This is a genomic window from Parabacteroides sp. AM58-2XD (assembly GCF_003463685.1).
In the GTDB taxonomy this organism is placed as follows: Bacteria; Bacteroidota; Bacteroidia; order Bacteroidales; family Tannerellaceae; genus Parabacteroides; species Parabacteroides segnis.
The window spans coordinates 1-17,765 of the sequence record NZ_QSDP01000127.1; the positions used below are offsets into that span (position 1 = coordinate 1).

Genomic DNA, 17,765 nt, shown 5'->3' on the forward strand with positions numbered 1-17,765 from the left:
GATAAAGCGTAATTGCATAGTTTAATTATTTGTTCGATAGATCTGAAATCAATTTTATTTTCATCCATATATTGTTTCAACTTTACTTTTTGCTTAGGAAATATTTTTAGGAACTGCTTTTCCGTAGAGAATTTTTTCATTCTTTTATTTGTTTCTATATGGAATTCATAGTTAATGTTAGTAACAACCAGTTCTTCTGTATTCAACGCAGAATTACTTGCATTCGAATAAAGATTGGAAACAGTACCTACAGATGCGGTTTCTGTCTTACCGCCATAAGGCAGATTTTTCTTTCTTCGGGCATAACCACTATATTGAACTAATAGTTTAGGGTCGGACTGTATTACTTCTGCTGCTCCACCTCCTGAAGTAGGGAGAAATACCCGGTCACTTATTTTAACTGAAATGACAAGTTCCGGATCAGAAAATTCTTTCTTCTTTTTATCTTTATCTATAAAGATAAATTGACCACCAATCAAATCATAATTGATTGGAACCTGAAAAGCTCTTCCGTCTTTGTAGTAGACAATAGCGTCAGTAAATTCCGGAAATAAATAGATTTTTTGTTCTGTTTGTGCAAAAACCTTGAGGGTTCCTAAACACACGGTTAAAATAATTATTAATTGTCTCATGAATTTCACTATTAATTATTTATCTCTATCATCAGCATCTAATAGAATTAGGTAATTCGTACAAAAACAGACAAGGATGATCTTTATATGACCATCCTTGTCATTCTAACAAATTGGATTTATTTCAATAATTGAACACGAATTTCATATAATCTTCTGGCTGCAGATTTTCCATCCGGACGTCTGGTTATATTGATAACCATGTAGCGTTGCGGTTTGGAATAATCGCCGGGTTTTCCTAACTCGGGAGCATCATTTACTCTTTCTATTTCGCAGGCTTTGCTGTTGTTTAGTAAAAGAGCTACAGATAACTGAGTTGGATCTGCCGGAAGGATAGCTTGCTGATATTTGCCTTCTTCAACTTGTGTTTCAAATTCGGGAATAACACCTTCTCCCTGAAATTCGGAAGCGACGAAAAGGTGTCCTTTATTAGGAGTTGTATAAGTCGCTTTTGCTGATGCAAAAACATTGATAACATATACTTTTCCATCCGGAGCACTAGCATCATCTTCAGTTGTCAGTATATTTTTTACCATGACTTTTTCACCCGGTTTAACTATCTGTCCTAAAATTGTAACATTTCCTCCAGTATTGTTGGTATATTCCTGATTTGATCTATAATCAAGTCCGATATTACTTACCAATAACATATTCTCTACCCATTGGTTATAATTCACCTGATAAACCTTGTGAGTGAAAATTTCCCGGGTTTCGACTTTACATAAATCTGTACTTAGCGAAACATCTTCATATACATCTGTCGGAACTTCATCATATACCAGGCCCTTCTGGCAACTGGTAAAGAATGCTATACCCAACATTGCTATAAATAATTTATTAGTCAATTTCATTCTTGTTTTAATTTAAGTTGTTAATAAATAACGATCTTACCATCCTGGATTCTGTACCAAAGCTTTTTCAGATTCCAGAATTGTTTGTGTAAATGGTAATTTGTAATAATTAGCTTTGTTAAATACTTTCTCATAGCGATTGTAATCGAAACGGCGTGTTTCAATACGTGGCGTGAAATATTTAGGATCTGTCTTTGGCGCAGGATAGCCATTTTCTCCAATTTTATCACTTTCTATACCTTTTCTGAAGATTAACAAACCTTTAGGACCACGATTCAACTCATCAATAACCGTTTTACCTTCTGCTTCACTCCAACGAAGTAAATCATAATAACGATGAGACGGAACTTCGTACGCAAACTCTATACGACGTTGTAATTTATATTCTTCCCATAAATCATGTCCAACGACCGACTCATCAAAGTTATCCAAACCGGCACGATTACGAATCTGATTAATCGCGTCTTTTGCTTCGTTCGGTTTGTTTAATTTAATGGCTGCTTCGGCATAGTTCATGAGAACTTCTGCATAACGAACCATGAAGTAATACGCATTAGCTTGTTCTGTTTCCAATGTACCGTCTTCTTTAAAATGTCCTTGGATATATTTAGCAGGATAATAACTTGTGATAGTATTGGAAGAAGCATATTTAACAGGCATATTCAGCTTTTCGGAATCTCTGAAACCAGTATGTAAAGCACTGTATTTTTCAGATTTTGTTGGCTCAGACAAATCAACCCAAGTGCCAATCAGATACATTTCTTTTTCAATGCCTGCATAATAAGAACCGTCGTACAGTACAGTTGCATAAAAACGTTCATCACGATTTTCATACATTTTATTGTAATTTTCTGTTTCAGCTTTATAATTACCTTCAGCATCTACAAAGCCGTTCATATCAACCGTAGCTTGTTTGGTTTTCCACCACTGTTTCCATTTTCCGTCTGCCTCGTCTTTTTGGTAGTAGCAGTCAACCAGGTCTTGTGTAGGATAGGCAGATCCGCGGATTCCCCAATCTTTATTGAAGTCTGTAGTACTTCCATAATATTTACCTACCGGAGCATGATTTTTTGCAACGTTAAAGCCTGAACGGTTATCTTTGTTGAACATAACCGGCCAAATAGCTTCGGAAGATGTATAGCCGTCTGCACTATTGAACAATTTAGAATAATTATTCTCCAGCTTATATTTTCCAATAACGCCTTTGGCTGCATCATAAGCAATTTGATAATAATGTTCAGAATTTTTCTGGAAACGGAATAAAGCTTTAGACTCTTCTGTCCCGCTCAGGTTCTCATAGGTTCTGTTTTTTGCAGCATCGGAAGCACATGCTGCATATAAAGCCACACGGGATTTAATAGCCTGTACGGCATCAACATTTACTAATCCGAGTTGAGGTGTTTCTTCCGTTTTACCGAAGTATTCGATGGATTTGTCAAAATCAGCAAGTATTTTATCGAATAATTCTTCACGACCTATGCGTGGCAGCATGGTTTCATCGAAAACATTCATTACTCTGTCTATATAAGGTACGCCTCCCCAATATTGTTCCATTTCAAAATATAACCAACCTCTGAAGAAATAACATTCAGCCAATAGTTGGTTCATAACAGACTCCTGTATTGATGGGACTGTCGGGATACGTTCGATTCCTAAGTTGGTAGCACGAATTTTCTTATATTGTTCTCCCCAGGGAGCTGTAAATCCGTCAATACCATTTAATGCATCATAGGATCTCTGGCAAAAACTGGTTTGTCGAAAAGTTGACCAGTCTGTTTCATCGTTCCCGATTGCATTATCAGACCATTGTTCTGCTGTAAATGCATCGTTGGCTGTAGCTGGGGCCCAGGTATAGAATTTGTAAACGAATGCACGGGATAATTGTGCGTTTGTCCAAAACTGTTCTTCGAATACTTTATCTGTCGGTTCTACTCCAAGCGGGTCGCAGGATGTTAATCCCACAGTAGTTGCAATAGCACACAGAACAAAGCTGTTTATGATGAAGCTCGATATTTTATTTTTTGATAACAGGAAATGACCTGTTTTGTCAGTTAATTTCATAAATTAAATTTTTATCAGTTGTTTATGATTATAAAGTAACTGTCACACCAAACGTGTAAGAGCGTTGAGTAGGATATGCCCCCAGTTTACCAGAACTGCCCCAAATACTTTCAACTGGAATGTATTCCGGATCAGCCATGTTTTTCAGCGGATAGTTTTTATTCACCCATGTGAATGCATTTGTAATAATGAAGCTCACGTCTAAACCTTTAATGTAAGATACGTTTTTCAATAAATCACGTTTCAGGTCGTAACGAACACTGATATTTTTCATTTTCAGGTAAGAAGCATTGTAAACCCAGCGGTCAACAAATGTTGATCCGTATGACATCTTGGTACTTCCGTTATTGGGTAACGGCAAATTTGCATTCAGATCAGGATTACTTGGCAAATAGCTGGAGTTGAACAAATATTTACCGTAGTTCCACAAGTAACTCTGTTGACTTCTTAATGGGGAAGGCATTGACCCGGTTACATTAGCTGCCCCCTGAAGGAAGATTTCTATATCTAACCCTTTCCATCCACCACCAAGTGTGATACCGTATAGGGTAAGTGGAGTTGTACCTGCTTTGTTTACCCAATATCTGTCACCATTGTCAATGATTCCGTCACCATTGCGATCTTCGAGCTTCATTGCACCTAAGTTGTAACTCATATTATAACTATTGCTGCTTCCGTTATCTAAAACTGAATTATATAATTGATCGTAGGTACCGAACAGACCTCCGCTAATCATAGTACTGCCATAAGTATTTTGCATATTTCTCAATCCCAGACTATTCAATTTAGGATAATACCAATTTGTACTTTCTGATTGATGGCGAGTTACGCGTTCATCCCAATAAGAATAGTTAACTCCTAAACGATAATTGAAATCACCGATTTTATCATTCCAGTTTAAAGAGAATTCAATACCACCTTTACGGCTGGTTTCGAATGGAGCATTTATTTGGGGGGTATTAGGCATACCTAAAATTGGAGTATAAACCAGTTTCTGATTCATGTTCATGGCTGCACCGTGATTCATATATAAGTAGGTGTCAAATGATCCGTTTAAGCGGTTTTTGAACATGTCAAAATCAACACCTGCACTTAACTGACGAGAACGTGTCCATGATAAATCGCTGGCAACGTTTGCTTCTACCCAAGCTGCATTGGATGTCATATTACTCCCCAGTAAAATTGCGCCATCTTGTTTGTATTGGTTCATGTAGCTGAATGGGTCACCAACTTCTCCTCCAACAATACCATAACTCAGGCGTAATTTGAACATGTTTAGGATATTGGGATTAATAAGTTCTTTAAAGAATGTTTCTTCTGTCATAACCCAACCACCGGATACAGCCTGAAAAAATCCCCAGCGTTTATCCGGGTTGTAACTTAACGATGCATTATAGTTAGCACTGTATTGTAATAAATATTTGCCTGCATAGTCATAAGTAACCCGGCCAACCCAAGAAGAAGAACCCCATTTTACTTCGCCACCGTCAGAGTTGTCATATTTAGTTCCGGCTCCAATTTGGGGAACGAAAGTAGTTGGATATCCTTTCATTGTGATGTTGGTATAGTTTGTGTTTCTTACCTGGCTTTGATAAGTCACCATGGCACTAACGGTATGTTTTCCGAAAGAACGGTTATAATCTGCCTGATAAATGCCTGTTGTCAATAAGTAATTGCTCCACTTCTGATATACATTGGCATCTAATGCATTATAATTATTAGGCATTGTTGAAGCAGGGTTTGAATAAACTTCTTCTTGCGGGTGATTGAATTTTTTATTCATAGTGTAACTTGTACTGAAGTTTACACTGGCTCCGACAGATAAACCTTCAACCCATGGTAAATTCCATTTCAATCCCATATTGGCTTGTAAACGGTAATCGTAAGTATTATTAAATCCTGTACGGAGTAAGGAAGCAGGAGAATCTGATCTTTCTAAACCTGTACTCCAACGTTCTGGCTTATTCAGCATTTCTCCTCCTTCGAATAATACTTTGTTGAATATATTGTCACCTTCTGCCGGACGTTCTTTGGTAGAAACAATGCCGTTTAAGTTTAGTGTAAACTTTAAACTCTTATCATTCAGCAGAGACGCTTCAGAATTCAATAAAGCATTAATCTGTTCGTACCCGTAAGTATCACTGATACCTTTTTGATTCAGATAGCCTAAACTTGAATAATACTTTATGCGATCACCACCACCACGGACACTTAAGTTTGTCTGATACATCGGTTGTACATGGTTGAAGAATTCCCATGGATCGTACGTCTGATAATAGTCTTCGATATTGCCACCTTGAGTAACGAACGGATTAAACAAGTCGTTAATGTCTTGCATGCTGTAACCCATATTATATTTTTCATTAACCAGGTTCATAATTTCTTCACGGTTTTTCCCTTGCTGATTCAAATACCCCATGTAATACTTTGACATCTGAGTATTATTGAACTTGGGATTTTCTTCATAATTTGCCGCATATAGCTCGTTCATGGTCTGAGCATACTCGTAGGAGTTCATTCCTTTTGGACGATAAGAAGGGGTCATGATAGATACTTTCTGGTTGAAAGTTATATCTAATTGACCGGATACACCTTTTTTGGTTGCTATAACTACTACACCGTCTGCAGCACGTGGCCCATAAATAGCTGTAGCAGATGCGTCTTTCAAAATAGTCATTGATGCAATATCATCCGGACGCAGGCGGTTGAAAAAGATTTCTCCTTCCGTTGTTTCCATTACAACGTCGTCAATTACATACAAAATTTCACTACCTCCACGAATCCAGATTTTGGTAGTTTCACCAGGAGCACCGGAACCGGACTGTGTTGTAACACCTGTTACACGACCACCTAAACCGTCACTAATGGATGTTACCGGTAATTTTGCGATGGATTCCATTTTTACAGTTACAGCAGAAGCTGTCAGTGTTTTGGCCTTTTGAATTCCACCATAACCGGTAACGACAACTTCTTCTAATGCTTGCGAATCTTCTGCTAATTTTACATTAATAGAAGGTTGCCCTGTGTACTTAATTTCTTGAGTAGTAAACCCAACGAAAGAGATCTGGATAATGTCTCCTTTTTTTACACCTTCCAAAGTAAAATTACCATCCATGTCGGTAATATTACCATTTGTGGTTCCTTTTACAACTACAGATGCTCCGGCTACAGGACCGAATTCATCTTCAACTACTCCCGTCACTTTCCCATTTTGTTGGGAAATAGTTGCGCTTTGTTTCAGGGGATGTGTTTCTGCATACATGCTGTTCGATAAACACAATGCACCCACAAGCAAAATAAAGCTAACTGGTTTAAAGTTTTTCAACATAATTGATGGTTTAAAATTTTAAAGAAGTGTTATTTTGGCGTCATAAGCACTTCCGAACTCTCTATTTGTATAAAAGCCAAATGTCTTGAAGTTGAGAACGTGAACGTTTTTGTGATTTATGATGTTCTCAGTCCTAAAAGAACTATAGTTAATAAATGAAAAAACAAAGATTGTCAAATAATCCTAACTAATTCTTGTTAATTGCTTAGTAATGTGCATCTTATTGCTTATGCTGCATAGGGCCCAATTATAAATTTAGGAGATATCTCTTCTAAGAGAATTTCTTTTGAGTTGATAGAATTTTCTATGGTTTACAAATGTTAATATGTAAATGAGGAAATAGTTTTATTAAGAGCTTTAGATTAGGCTATTTAACAAATGTCCCAACATGTTTAGTGGTGTATTAACTTAATTACGTTTGATTCTTGTTAGCTTGTGTGTTAAAAATGAAATTCAATGATATTTTTTTGACGAAAAATAACACAGGGTAATAATTATTTCATATATTTGTCGCGGATATAAAATGTACAGAGTTCTTTTAGTACTAAGGTAACAACGCCAACTAAAAAAACACTTGGTGCTAAAGAATTATTGAAAATTATATCTAATGAGAATTAGAACAGACCATTGTTTCGCCAAAGCAATGGCTATTGTATGTTCAAATAAAAACCATCAATTATGTTGAAAAACTTTAAGCCTGTAGCTTATTGCTGCTAGCCGGTACACTGGGTATTCCCGGATATGTATCTGCGAATACGGTTGCAGCAATGCCAAAAACAAGTATTTCCCAACAGACTGGGAAAGTAACGGGAGTAGTTGAAGATGAATTCGGTCCTGTAACCGGAGCATCAGTTGTAGTGAAAGGATCAACTAATGGATCGATTACCGACATGGACGGTAATTTTACATTGGAAGGAGTAAAGAATGGTGACGTTATTCAGATTTCTTTTATCGGGTATGCTACCCAGGAAATCAAATACACAGGTCAACCAGTCTTGAAAGTCAAATTAGCTGAAGACGCTCAAAAATTGGATGAAGTAGTCGTTACAGCTTTGGGTATCAAACGCGAAAAGAAAGCCCTGGGTTATTCTGTAAGTAGTGTGAAAGGTGAAGAACTAACCGAAGCCGGTACACCTATGAATGCGATGCAGGCTTTGTATGGAAAAACTTCTGGTTTGCAGTTGCAATCTACTGCATCAGGCCCTTCTGGTGGTATGAATATTAAGGTTCGTAATGCCATTTCTCTGACAGAAGATTCTTCTACGCGTCCGCTGATTGTTGTGGATGGTATTCCTATTCATGATGAAAATACAGGACAGTCTACCAACAGCCGTACCGGTGGTGACCATGGTACAGGTTTAAATGACATCAATCCGGAAGATATCGCCTCCATTGAAATCCTGAAAGGTGCAAAAGCTGCTGTATTGTATGGATCAGAAGGTGCTAACGGTGTTATGTTAATTACAACTAAAACCGGTGGTAAAAAGGGACTAGGCATTGATTTCGGTATCAACCATTCCTGGAATGTGGCAGCATATTTACCTGAGTTGCAGAATGAATTTGGTACAGGTTCGAGTGCCGGTACTGCGGCTTTGAAAGAAATTTCTAAAGACGGTTTCTATACCATGGCAGACCCGGTAACCGGACAGACGGTTGAATCACTATGGAGAGGCTCCAGTTACAATTTTGGTCCTCGCTTGGATGGCCGTCAGTTGTTATGGTGGGATGGACAGTACCGTTCTTATTCCGCTCAGAAAAATAATCAAAGGGACTTATACCGTACAGGTGGTCAAACAAATGTGAATTTTGCATTGAGTAATGGTGGCGACTTAGGTTCCTTCCGTTTATCTTACAATTATCGTGATTATAACGCGATATCATTAGGTGCTGATAATAAAGCTCACTCATTCAGTTTCGCAGCGGATTTGAAGGCAAACGACTGGATCAAGGTTAAGATGAACACTAACTTCTCAAATACAAAAGATCACAATGCACCGTATGCTATGCAGAGTTTTGCTACATATGGTTTTCCACGTGAACAGGATGTCAACTTGATCAAAGACTCTTATCTGACAGAAGACGGTTACAACTATTTCAGTATGAACCAGCCTGTTACACAGTTTGCACCTTATACAAGTTATTTTTCTGGTTATTATTGGTCACAGTTACGTAACTCAAACGACTATGACCGTAACCATTTGATTCAGTCCTTGAATGTTGATGTTAAATTCAATGATAAGTTCTCCTGGACCACATTGGGCGGTATCGACTGGACTGTATCCGATCAGGAAATCAAACAACATGTCAGCAAACCGTTGTCTTACGAAAATAAACAAGGTTGGTATCAAATAGCAAGTCAACGTAACATGATTATGTATGGCCAATCTTCTTTCAACTACAATCAGACATTCAATGACGTTTGGGATTTGTCTGCCATGGTCGGTGGTGCTGTAAAGTATAATAAAGAAGAATATCAGGAACAATCGGTACAGGAAACTTTCGCTATTGAAAACTGGTTCTCTTTGAGTAATACTCGTGAAGATTTCGGACCACGTTCTAGCCGTACTCGTGGAAATGACTTGTTGTTAAGCGTGTTTGCTTCTGCCCAATTAGCTTATGCTAATCAGGTTTATTTGGAAATTCAGGCACGTAACGACTGGTCTTCTATCCTTCCTCCGGAAAATAACCATTATTTCTATCCAGGTGCCAGCTTATCATGGATTTTTACAGAGGCATTTGATATACCAAGCCTGAATTTTGGTAAGGTACGTGCTTCTTGGGCCGATGTTGGTCGTCCTGGACCTCGTTATTATGGAAACGTAGACTTCTCCTTAGGTGCTTATGGCGGACAACCGACTATGTCTTTGCCGAGTTATTTGCCACCAGCCGACTTTGCTTCAGCGAATGGCGGATTTCCGGTTCCTAATCTGAAACCAGAACGTAAACGCGAATATGAAATCGGTTTAGAAGGTGCATTTTTACCGGGCAACCGTATTGGTGTAGATTTCTCTTTCTTCCATAATAATACATACGACCAGATCACGAAGTTGACAGTGCCTTCTTCTTCCGGTTTGACCGAAGTTCGCATGAATGCTGGTGATATCGCCCAAAGTGGTATTGAATTTTCGGTGAATACAAAGCCGATCATGACTAAAGATTGGACATGGGAAGTAGGACTTAACTTGGCTAATTATTCAACAAAAGTTAAGAAGTTAGGTAAAGGCATTAACCAATTGGATATGTGGGGTGCTACAGGTGCATCTGTTCGTAGTATTCCTAACGGTGAATATGGTGAAATCTATATTTATCCGTATCAGCGTGACGAACAAGGTAACCGTATCGTAAATCAGGGTACCGGTGTTTGGGACTTTGATAAGACGCAGATGATAAAGGTTGGTAAAATTACACCGGATATTGTCGGAGGTCTTACAACGAGCCTTTCTTATAAAGATTTCTCTTTAAGTGCAGTCTTTGACTTCCAGTTCGGTGCAACCATGATTTCGCAGACGAATATGTATTTGTTAGGTAATGGTTCTGGTGTTGAATCATTAAAATATCGTGATGAAGCCCGTGGCGGTCTGCCTTATTATGTCAATACAGCCGGCGAACGCATTCTGCTGGACAGTCATTCTGCTGCCGTTCCTGCTGATTCCTTCTATCCGTTCATTTTGCATGATGGTGTGATCACACCGGGTGTTACCAGTGATGGAAAACAGAATGAAAAACTGATTACTGCAGAACAATATTACTCTCAGTTATATTGGCAAGGAGGTATGGATTTGTGTGAAGACCAGATTTACAAAAGTGATTACATTGCTTTACGTTCTTTGTCATTTAACTACAATTTACCGAAAAGTTTTGTGTCAAAGTTCAAAATTCAAAGTGCACGTCTCAATGTCTTTGCGAATAACTTATGCTACCTTTACAAGGCTATCCCGAATGTAACACCGGAATCTACACAGGGAACCAACTCATTTACAGAGGTTACCAGTATCCCGGGTGTCCGTAGCTTTGGTTTGGGTCTTAATGTTTCATTCTAAATCAGATAACAGAATATGAATACAATCAAAAAATATATAACCAGCTTGGTTTTAGGTGTTACCGTAACCGGAGCAATGGTGTCGTGTGACACACTGGATGAAAAATTTTATAATCCGGATAAATTGACAGAAGCTGACTTTAGTTTGCTGTTTGCTTCCGCCCAGACAAAGGGACATTTGTTCCGTTATGACTATGGTGCCACTTACCATTATATGAGAGGATTTGGTAAAATGTTGGGATTAGGTGTTAGCCCGTTGTATCTGGACAGAACCCAAAACAATACGATTGTCCGTCCGTGGGATGGTTGGTCTGGTACACCGTTTAACACATTTATATTTGAACAGACCAACACTAATTATAGCAAGGAAATCAATGGTATGAAATTGCTGTATCAGGGTATGTCAGACGAAGAGAAGGCTAAAAATGAAGTGTACATGCGTTGTTGTGACATTATTCAATGTTATGCTTTCCAGCGCTCAACAGACTTGTATGACGATATACCTTATTCCGAAGCAGGTGGCGCTTTTCAAGAAAAGTTCTATCCGAAATACGATACCCAGGAAGAAATCTATACGGACATTATGGCCCGTCTGAAAACAGCTGCAGCTGATCTATCTACATTCCAATTTGAATTTGACTCAGAAAAGGCTGCGTTTAATTCTGTCGATTTGTTATGTGCAGGCGACTTGGACAAATGGATTCGTATGGCTAATTCCTTACGTTTGCGTATGGCAATGCGTTTGTGTCATGTAAAACCGGACGTAGCCATTTCAACTATTAAGGAATTGGTTGCAGAAAACCGTATGTTGACAGAATATTCACATGATATAGGTTTTGAAGAGCAGGATAAAACACATGCATTCGAATTGACTTTCTTCCGTGGACTTGATGAACGTGGATATGAAGCAGGTGCACCGGAAACAATCATTAAAGATATCATGAATTATGAATATCAACCAGGGGATGAAAACGGTATTACTCGTCATGATTTTGATCCGCGTTTGTATGCTATGTTCCAAACTGATATTCACGGACGCTATATCGGTTTGCCACTAACAATAGAGGAAGCAGAGAGCGAACTTCCTAAATACTATACGGAACAGGAATTAAATGATATGTACAATTTTAATGATGTGGTTTCCAATCCGTGGAATCCGGAACGTATTCCAACGATGTATAACCGACGTACTTATTTCAATTTCGATATGAAATTTCCTGTAATGGGATCGACAGAGACCAACTTGACACTAGTAGAAGCTGCTGTACGTTGGCCCGGGGAATTTGGCAATATTAATGTCAAAGAATGTATTAAAAAAGCGATTGACGCATCAACTCGTTTCTATTATAAGGTTAATAAAGATATGAGTTATAATGAATCTTCCCTACCAAGCATTCTATATGTTCAGGAAAAGGCTAAAGCTCCAGATTTGGATGAGGCTCATCTAGCCGATTATACAGAACTGGCAGCTAACAAATTTGTTAGTTTGGCATCGACAAAAGACAAATTGAAATTCATCTTTGATCAGAAGTTCTGTCACATGAATATCATGAATCCGTATGAGATTTATAATGAAGCTCGCCGTTTGATAAAGGATTTCGATGGAGAACTGCCATTCGTTGCTACTCCTAACGTTGTATTCCAGGAACGTATGTTCTATCCGTCCAGCGAGTTGACTAACAATGGTGAAAACTTTGAAAAAGTAGCTCATAAGAATACATATGATACTCCGGTTTGGTGGACAACTCGTACCACTGCTGCTGAGAACCATAATGGAAATGCTTTGCAATAAACATTAGCTTAATGCTACATAACTGCAAAGGCTGTCGAGAAACTTTTTCGACAGCCTTTATTCACTATATAAATGTACTGCATAATTTAACAAAATGAGTAAAAATGAAATCGATTAATGTGATCCTGTATTGGATAATAGTGATGGTGATTGGTCTATCGGCTTGTGGTGATGACGATGAAAAGACGATACCGGCTCATACAGAAGAGGAGAAAATATGGATTGCCGATAATCAGAAATATTTTCAGGAAAAAAAGGAAGATGTAGAGGATGACGGACAATTGCTGTATCAGCGATTGGTCGTGGATGAAGATACGCTTTTGTATCGTATACTGGAAACGAGTCAAATAGATTCTTTCCCTGAGATAGATTCTGATGTAAAAGTTTCTATGTTAGGAGTAATTCCGGTTTCCCAAACAGTTATTGTAGGTAATAAAGATGGTAATCCGATAGATCAGACTTTAGAGTTGGACAGTCCGAATCTGATTAAGGGCCTGGCTGCTCTTTTGCCGAAAATCCGTAAAGGAGAAAGAGTGGATGCTATAATCCCTTATCAGTTGGGATACGGGGATCGTAATTACTCCAATCCGTATATTCCATTATGCTCAACGTTGCAGTTTACTTTTACTGTAAAAAGTTTTGATTAAGCTTTTAAAAAGGAGAGGTTGTTTCACTTCAAAAATTGAAAGATCCTCTCCTTTTTTATATTCAACACTAATATTTCTTCTCATTCGCCAGATTCCACATATTCAGGAAAGAGGCTTTTGTAATATCTACGATCTTGTCCCAGTTGATCTTTTCGACATGGTCGCTCGGCATATGGTAGTCAGGATGACCGTTAGTGTGATACCAGATAATAGGGATATCGCGTTTGGCAAAAGAACCGTTATCACTCCCTCCTACCGGCTTGTCCCAGGGGTGATAAACAGGTTTCAGGTTCAGGCCATATTTCTTGATATCATTCTTCAGCCAGTCACCGAAAGCCTTGTTTGCTTCCGTATAGAAATAATCGACCTGCTCGGGAACCGCTTCGTTCGAATTGCGGCCGATCATATCATAATTCAAATATCCCTTTATATCTTTCAGGAAAGAACAATTCTGCACAAAGTATTCAGAACCCAGCAATCCTTTTTCTTCACCGTCCCAGAAAGCAAAGATCACCGTACGTTCCGGTTGCTCACCGGATGCCAGGAATGCTTTTGCAACCTGAAGGACAGCCGATACGCCCGAAGCATTATCATCCGCTCCGTTATAGATCTGGTCACCGTCTAGCATCGGATCGAATCCCAGATGATCATAATGAGCCCCGATGATAACATATTCATTCGGATTCTTCCCTTCTATCTTACCCAGGATATTACGCATGGATAACTTCTGATGTACGCCTTGCTTCAGTTGGGCGATCGAATCAGGATGCACCTGGAAACGTCCCCTCTTCTGGCGTTCCTTATTATAAGCTCGAAAGGTTGGTAATAAGACTCATTCAAGGGAGCGATGCCCATTGTCTTCAGGTTGGAAACGATATACTCGGCAGCAATCCTTCCTCCCTGGCAACCGGCTTCACGCCCTTCCAGTTCGTCACTGGCTAAGAAACCGATATAGGCTTCCGCGTTTTCCTTATTAATGGTGTTCAGTCCTTTTTCTACAGGCGACTGTGCCCAAAGAGTGGTAGATAGCATGACGGATGCTACAAATAAACCTGTTCTTTTCATTGTATGATTGTGTTTTACAAATTATCGGAAATACTTAGTTTCAGCTTCCGGTTACAAAGATAGTGCAAATAAGAGCAGAAGCAAAACTTGTTTTGATTATACCGAATGCAGCCTATCTTCGTTTTCCAAGACAAAGATAAAAGATAAATCGAAGAATTGTAAGGGATAGAAAATAAAAAAAGGCTAATCTTCGCTGTTCTGTCAGCGTCGAATGCCCATCTTTCGATCTCTCACCAGTCTTATAAAAGACCCTGGTGAAGAGAATACATCAAAATAATATACTTTCTTTTTGTTTAATTTTTTGCGTTAGCGCCCATTTCATCTAACAGGCGACGGATTTCAGCATTTACTCGCTGACTCATTGTACCATTTCTCATTGACTGATAACGATCAGCCTGATAACGCAACATCGCTAAAGTACGAAGATTTTCTTCATTTCTACTTGTCATCATAATCTTTACTTTTTTATGTCTTCCACGCTTGGAAGACTCGTTAATAATTAACCTAAACCTTAATCTTTTCTTTTTGTTTACAGTGCAAAGATAAGCACTTTTTCCGAAACTATGCTATAAAACATATAAATTATTTCTATCTTTACATTTATTTAATCTATAGAAATAGATTTTCAGAAGATAGCCGCCCTACTCTACTTCGGTTAATTCACCTGTAACTGAATTAATTACAAATCCTCTAACCGTAATATCGGTAGGAATCAACGGATGGTTGCGAACTTGTTCGACTGTATCTTTTACTGAGCATTCTGTCGAGTCAAACCCACGAAGCCAGTATTTAAAATCGATTCCGCAGTAACGGATCATATCGATTCGCTCAGCGGGAATACCCCGTTTCTTCATTGCTTCGATCATCTCGTCGCTGTCCATATGCTGGGCACCGCAATCAGAATGACCAATGATCATGATCTCAACCACTCCCAGTTCATAAATAGCGACCATCAGACTGCGTATAACACTGCCGAACGGATGCGAAATGATTGCACCGGCATTCTTTATGACTTTCACGTCGCCATTCTTTATGCCCAATGCGGCAGGAAGCAATTCTATCAGACGAGTATCCATACAGGATACGATGGCAATCTTTTTATCGGGATACTTATTCGTTATAAACTTTTCGTATCCTTTCTTATCTACAAATCCCCGGTTGTATTCAAGTAATTCGTCTATCATGAGTCTGTCTTTCTTTTAATAATAATACTAGCTATATAAATAACAACACTGGTTCAAATAATGTTGTGGAATTTCAACGCTTTGAATATCCCGTCCTCATCAACGGAATCGGTTACATAATCCGCATATTGTTTTACGTCGTCGTCAGCATTCCCCATAGCAACCCCGATCCCGGCATGCTGAAGCATGGCTACATCATTACCGCCATCACCGAAAGCCATACATTCATTTAATGGTATCTTAAAGTATTCCAGCATTTTATCAATACCGATTCGCTTACTGCTTCCGGCAGGTACCACATCGGTAAACAACGGATTCCAACGGGTGGATTCGCAATGGGATAAGATAGACATGATCTTTTTCTCCTGTTCGGCAGTAAAAAATGAGACTAACTGGTAAACCGTCTTTCCCTTCATTTCACTCAGAGGACGGATAGGTGGCTCCGGAAAATTCAGCATATTGAATATTTCTTCCACCGTTTCATCCTTATAATTCATAAAGATTTCTTTTTCCTGGACAAAAGCACAGGGGAAAGACTCTTCAGTTTCCAAATAGCGGATCAACGCATCGATATCCCTGTCGGGAATGCTGTGTTTATAGATCACTTTGTCTTCTCCGGCAAAACAATATCCACCGTTCAGTGTGACATATCCGTCAAATTTTAAATCTCCCAGATTGTTGATGGAACTGTAATGACGACCTGTTGCTATAAAAACTTTAATACCTTTCTTCCGTAAGATATCCAATGCGTCAATGGTAGAGCGGGGTACTTCATGTGTCTTAAAACTGACCAACGTCCCGTCTATATCGAAGAAAATTGCCTTAACCATACTTTTTCTAATAACCTAAATTTGATACAAAGATAAGAATAAATAAACACATGCGGATTTTTATATACCTTTGTAAGTAAGATCTTAATAACAATTTAATAGGTAAGCTATGGAATACAGACAATTAGGAGGATCGGGACTTTATGTACCCGTGCTTTGTTTAGGGACTGCTACTTTTGGAGGTACAAACGGTTTCGAAGGATGGGGACATACCCAGGTGGACGAAGCCAAGCGTATGATAAACCTTTGCCTCGATGCGGGTGTAAACCTGTTCGACACGGCTGATGCATATTCAGACGGACTTTCTGAAACGATATTGGGGAAAGCTGTTGAAGGGCTGAGAAATAAACTGTTGATATCGACCAAAGCCACATTCAACCTGAATCCGGAAGGACGAAACGCTATGGGTTCTTCCCGCTTCCACCTCATCGAGGCCTGCGAAGCCAGCTTGAAACGACTGAATACCGATCATATTGATATTTATCATATGCACGGATTTGACGCCAATACGCCGGTAGAAGAAACGCTTCGCGCTCTGGATGATCTGATCACTGCCGGAAAAATACGGTATATCGCTTGCTCTAATTTCTCCGGATGGCATCTGATGAAGGCTTTGTCTGTCTCCGAACGCTATGGCTGGAGTCGTTATGTGGCACAGCAGGTTCATTATTCTTTGCTCAACAGGGAGTTTGAATGGGAATTAATGCCGCTCGGAATCGATCAGAAGGTAGGTTCCATCATCTGGAGTCCTCTTTCAGCGGGACGCCTTGGCGGAAGATACCGGCGCAACAATCCGATACCGGCCGACGGACGTGTGGCTCGGGGCGGAAGTCCTATCCCCGATGAAGCTACTTCCTACGAACGTTATATAATATAATGGATGTATTGGATGAAATAGCAGAAGAGACAGGACATTCGGTAGCACAATGTGCGCTGAACTGGTTACTGCAACGCCCAACTGTTTCCAGCCTGATAATCGGGGCCAGCACGGAAGAACAATTAAAACAGAATCTGGAGGCTGTCGGCTGGAACCTGACACCAGAACAGGTAAAAAAACTGGATAATGCCAGCCAGGTCACCCCCGTTTATCCATATTGGCACCAGGCACAATTCCCGTTTTTGAATGCACAGATTCAATTTTAGAAAGATTTGAGCTATCTGCTAATTATAGGATGAGCTAGTTGGCGACGGTGCCTTCAGGCTGTAGGCCTGTAACAAATTAGCCCAGGGTTCTAACCCTGGGTCCCCTTGAATCCTTCTCTTCCAGAGGCACCCTGTAGGGGTGCGACAAGGTAGAAAGGGTTGATATTTATCTTGTTCCGCCCCTACAGGGCGG

At 39.4% G+C, this 17,765-nt stretch carries 10 protein-coding genes and 2 pseudogenes; 4 read left to right on the forward strand and 8 right to left on the reverse strand.

The window, feature by feature from the left end; all coding sequences use genetic code 11:
• From DXA15_RS22035 to DXA15_RS22050, 4 genes are all read right to left on the reverse strand, one after another.
• A partial coding sequence (locus tag DXA15_RS22035; protein WP_128135450.1) for a hypothetical protein occupies positions 1–632 on the reverse strand: 632 nt, incomplete at its 3' end.
• Between the two features lie 119 nt (positions 633–751).
• Positions 752–1,483: a hypothetical protein gene (locus DXA15_RS22040; protein WP_128135451.1), complete on the reverse strand. Its 732-nt coding sequence runs from the start codon at positions 1,481–1,483 to the stop codon at positions 752–754.
• A 36-nt stretch (positions 1,484–1,519) separates the two neighbouring features.
• Positions 1,520–3,544 carry a RagB/SusD family nutrient uptake outer membrane protein gene (locus DXA15_RS22045; RefSeq protein WP_128135452.1) on the reverse strand — a complete coding sequence of 675 codons (2,025 nt, stop codon included), beginning with the start codon at positions 3,542–3,544 and terminating at the stop codon, positions 1,520–1,522.
• Positions 3,545–3,572: 28 nt separating this feature from the next.
• Positions 3,573–6,833 (reverse strand): SusC/RagA family TonB-linked outer membrane protein, encoded by a 3,261-nt coding sequence (locus DXA15_RS22050; RefSeq protein WP_233567536.1) that lies wholly within the window; start codon positions 6,831–6,833, stop codon positions 3,573–3,575.
• 746 nt (positions 6,834–7,579) lie between these two features.
• Between DXA15_RS22050 and DXA15_RS22055 the strand changes: the two genes are divergently transcribed.
• From DXA15_RS22055 to DXA15_RS22065, 3 genes are all read left to right on the forward strand, one after another.
• Entirely contained in the window at positions 7,580–10,912 is a 3,333-nt protein-coding gene (locus DXA15_RS22055; protein ID WP_233567537.1) for a SusC/RagA family TonB-linked outer membrane protein, read from the forward strand.
• A 15-nt stretch (positions 10,913–10,927) separates the two neighbouring features.
• Positions 10,928–12,703 (forward strand): SusD/RagB family nutrient-binding outer membrane lipoprotein, encoded by a 1,776-nt coding sequence (locus DXA15_RS22060; RefSeq protein ID WP_128135454.1) that lies wholly within the window; start codon positions 10,928–10,930, stop codon positions 12,701–12,703.
• Between the two features lie 104 nt (positions 12,704–12,807).
• Complete coding sequence (locus DXA15_RS22065; protein WP_128135455.1) at positions 12,808–13,350, forward strand: FKBP-type peptidyl-prolyl cis-trans isomerase; 543 nt, start codon at positions 12,808–12,810, stop codon at positions 13,348–13,350.
• 67 nt (positions 13,351–13,417) lie between these two features.
• On the opposite strand, the pseudogene DXA15_RS22070 reads toward DXA15_RS22065, so the two are convergent.
• From DXA15_RS22070 to DXA15_RS22080, 4 genes and pseudogenes are all read right to left on the reverse strand, one after another.
• Positions 13,418–14,415: pseudogene (locus DXA15_RS22070) on the reverse strand (M28 family metallopeptidase).
• Between the two features lie 293 nt (positions 14,416–14,708).
• Positions 14,709–14,867, reverse strand: a complete 159-nt coding sequence (locus DXA15_RS25595) for a hypothetical protein (protein WP_186959178.1) — start codon at positions 14,865–14,867, stop codon at positions 14,709–14,711.
• Positions 14,868–15,056: 189 nt separating this feature from the next.
• On the reverse strand, positions 15,057–15,599 hold the full coding sequence (locus DXA15_RS22075; protein ID WP_128135456.1) for a carbonic anhydrase: 543 nt from the start codon (positions 15,597–15,599) through the stop codon (positions 15,057–15,059).
• A gap of 53 nt (positions 15,600–15,652) precedes the next feature.
• The gene (locus DXA15_RS22080; protein WP_122328607.1) at positions 15,653–16,429 is read right to left on the reverse strand and encodes a Cof-type HAD-IIB family hydrolase; all 777 of its coding nucleotides are present in this window, start codon (positions 16,427–16,429) and stop codon (positions 15,653–15,655) included.
• Positions 16,430–16,538: 109 nt separating this feature from the next.
• Between DXA15_RS22080 and DXA15_RS22085 the strand changes: the two are divergent.
• Positions 16,539–17,572 (forward strand): annotated as a pseudogene (locus DXA15_RS22085) (aldo/keto reductase).
• The last annotated feature ends 193 nt before the right edge of the window (positions 17,573–17,765 follow it).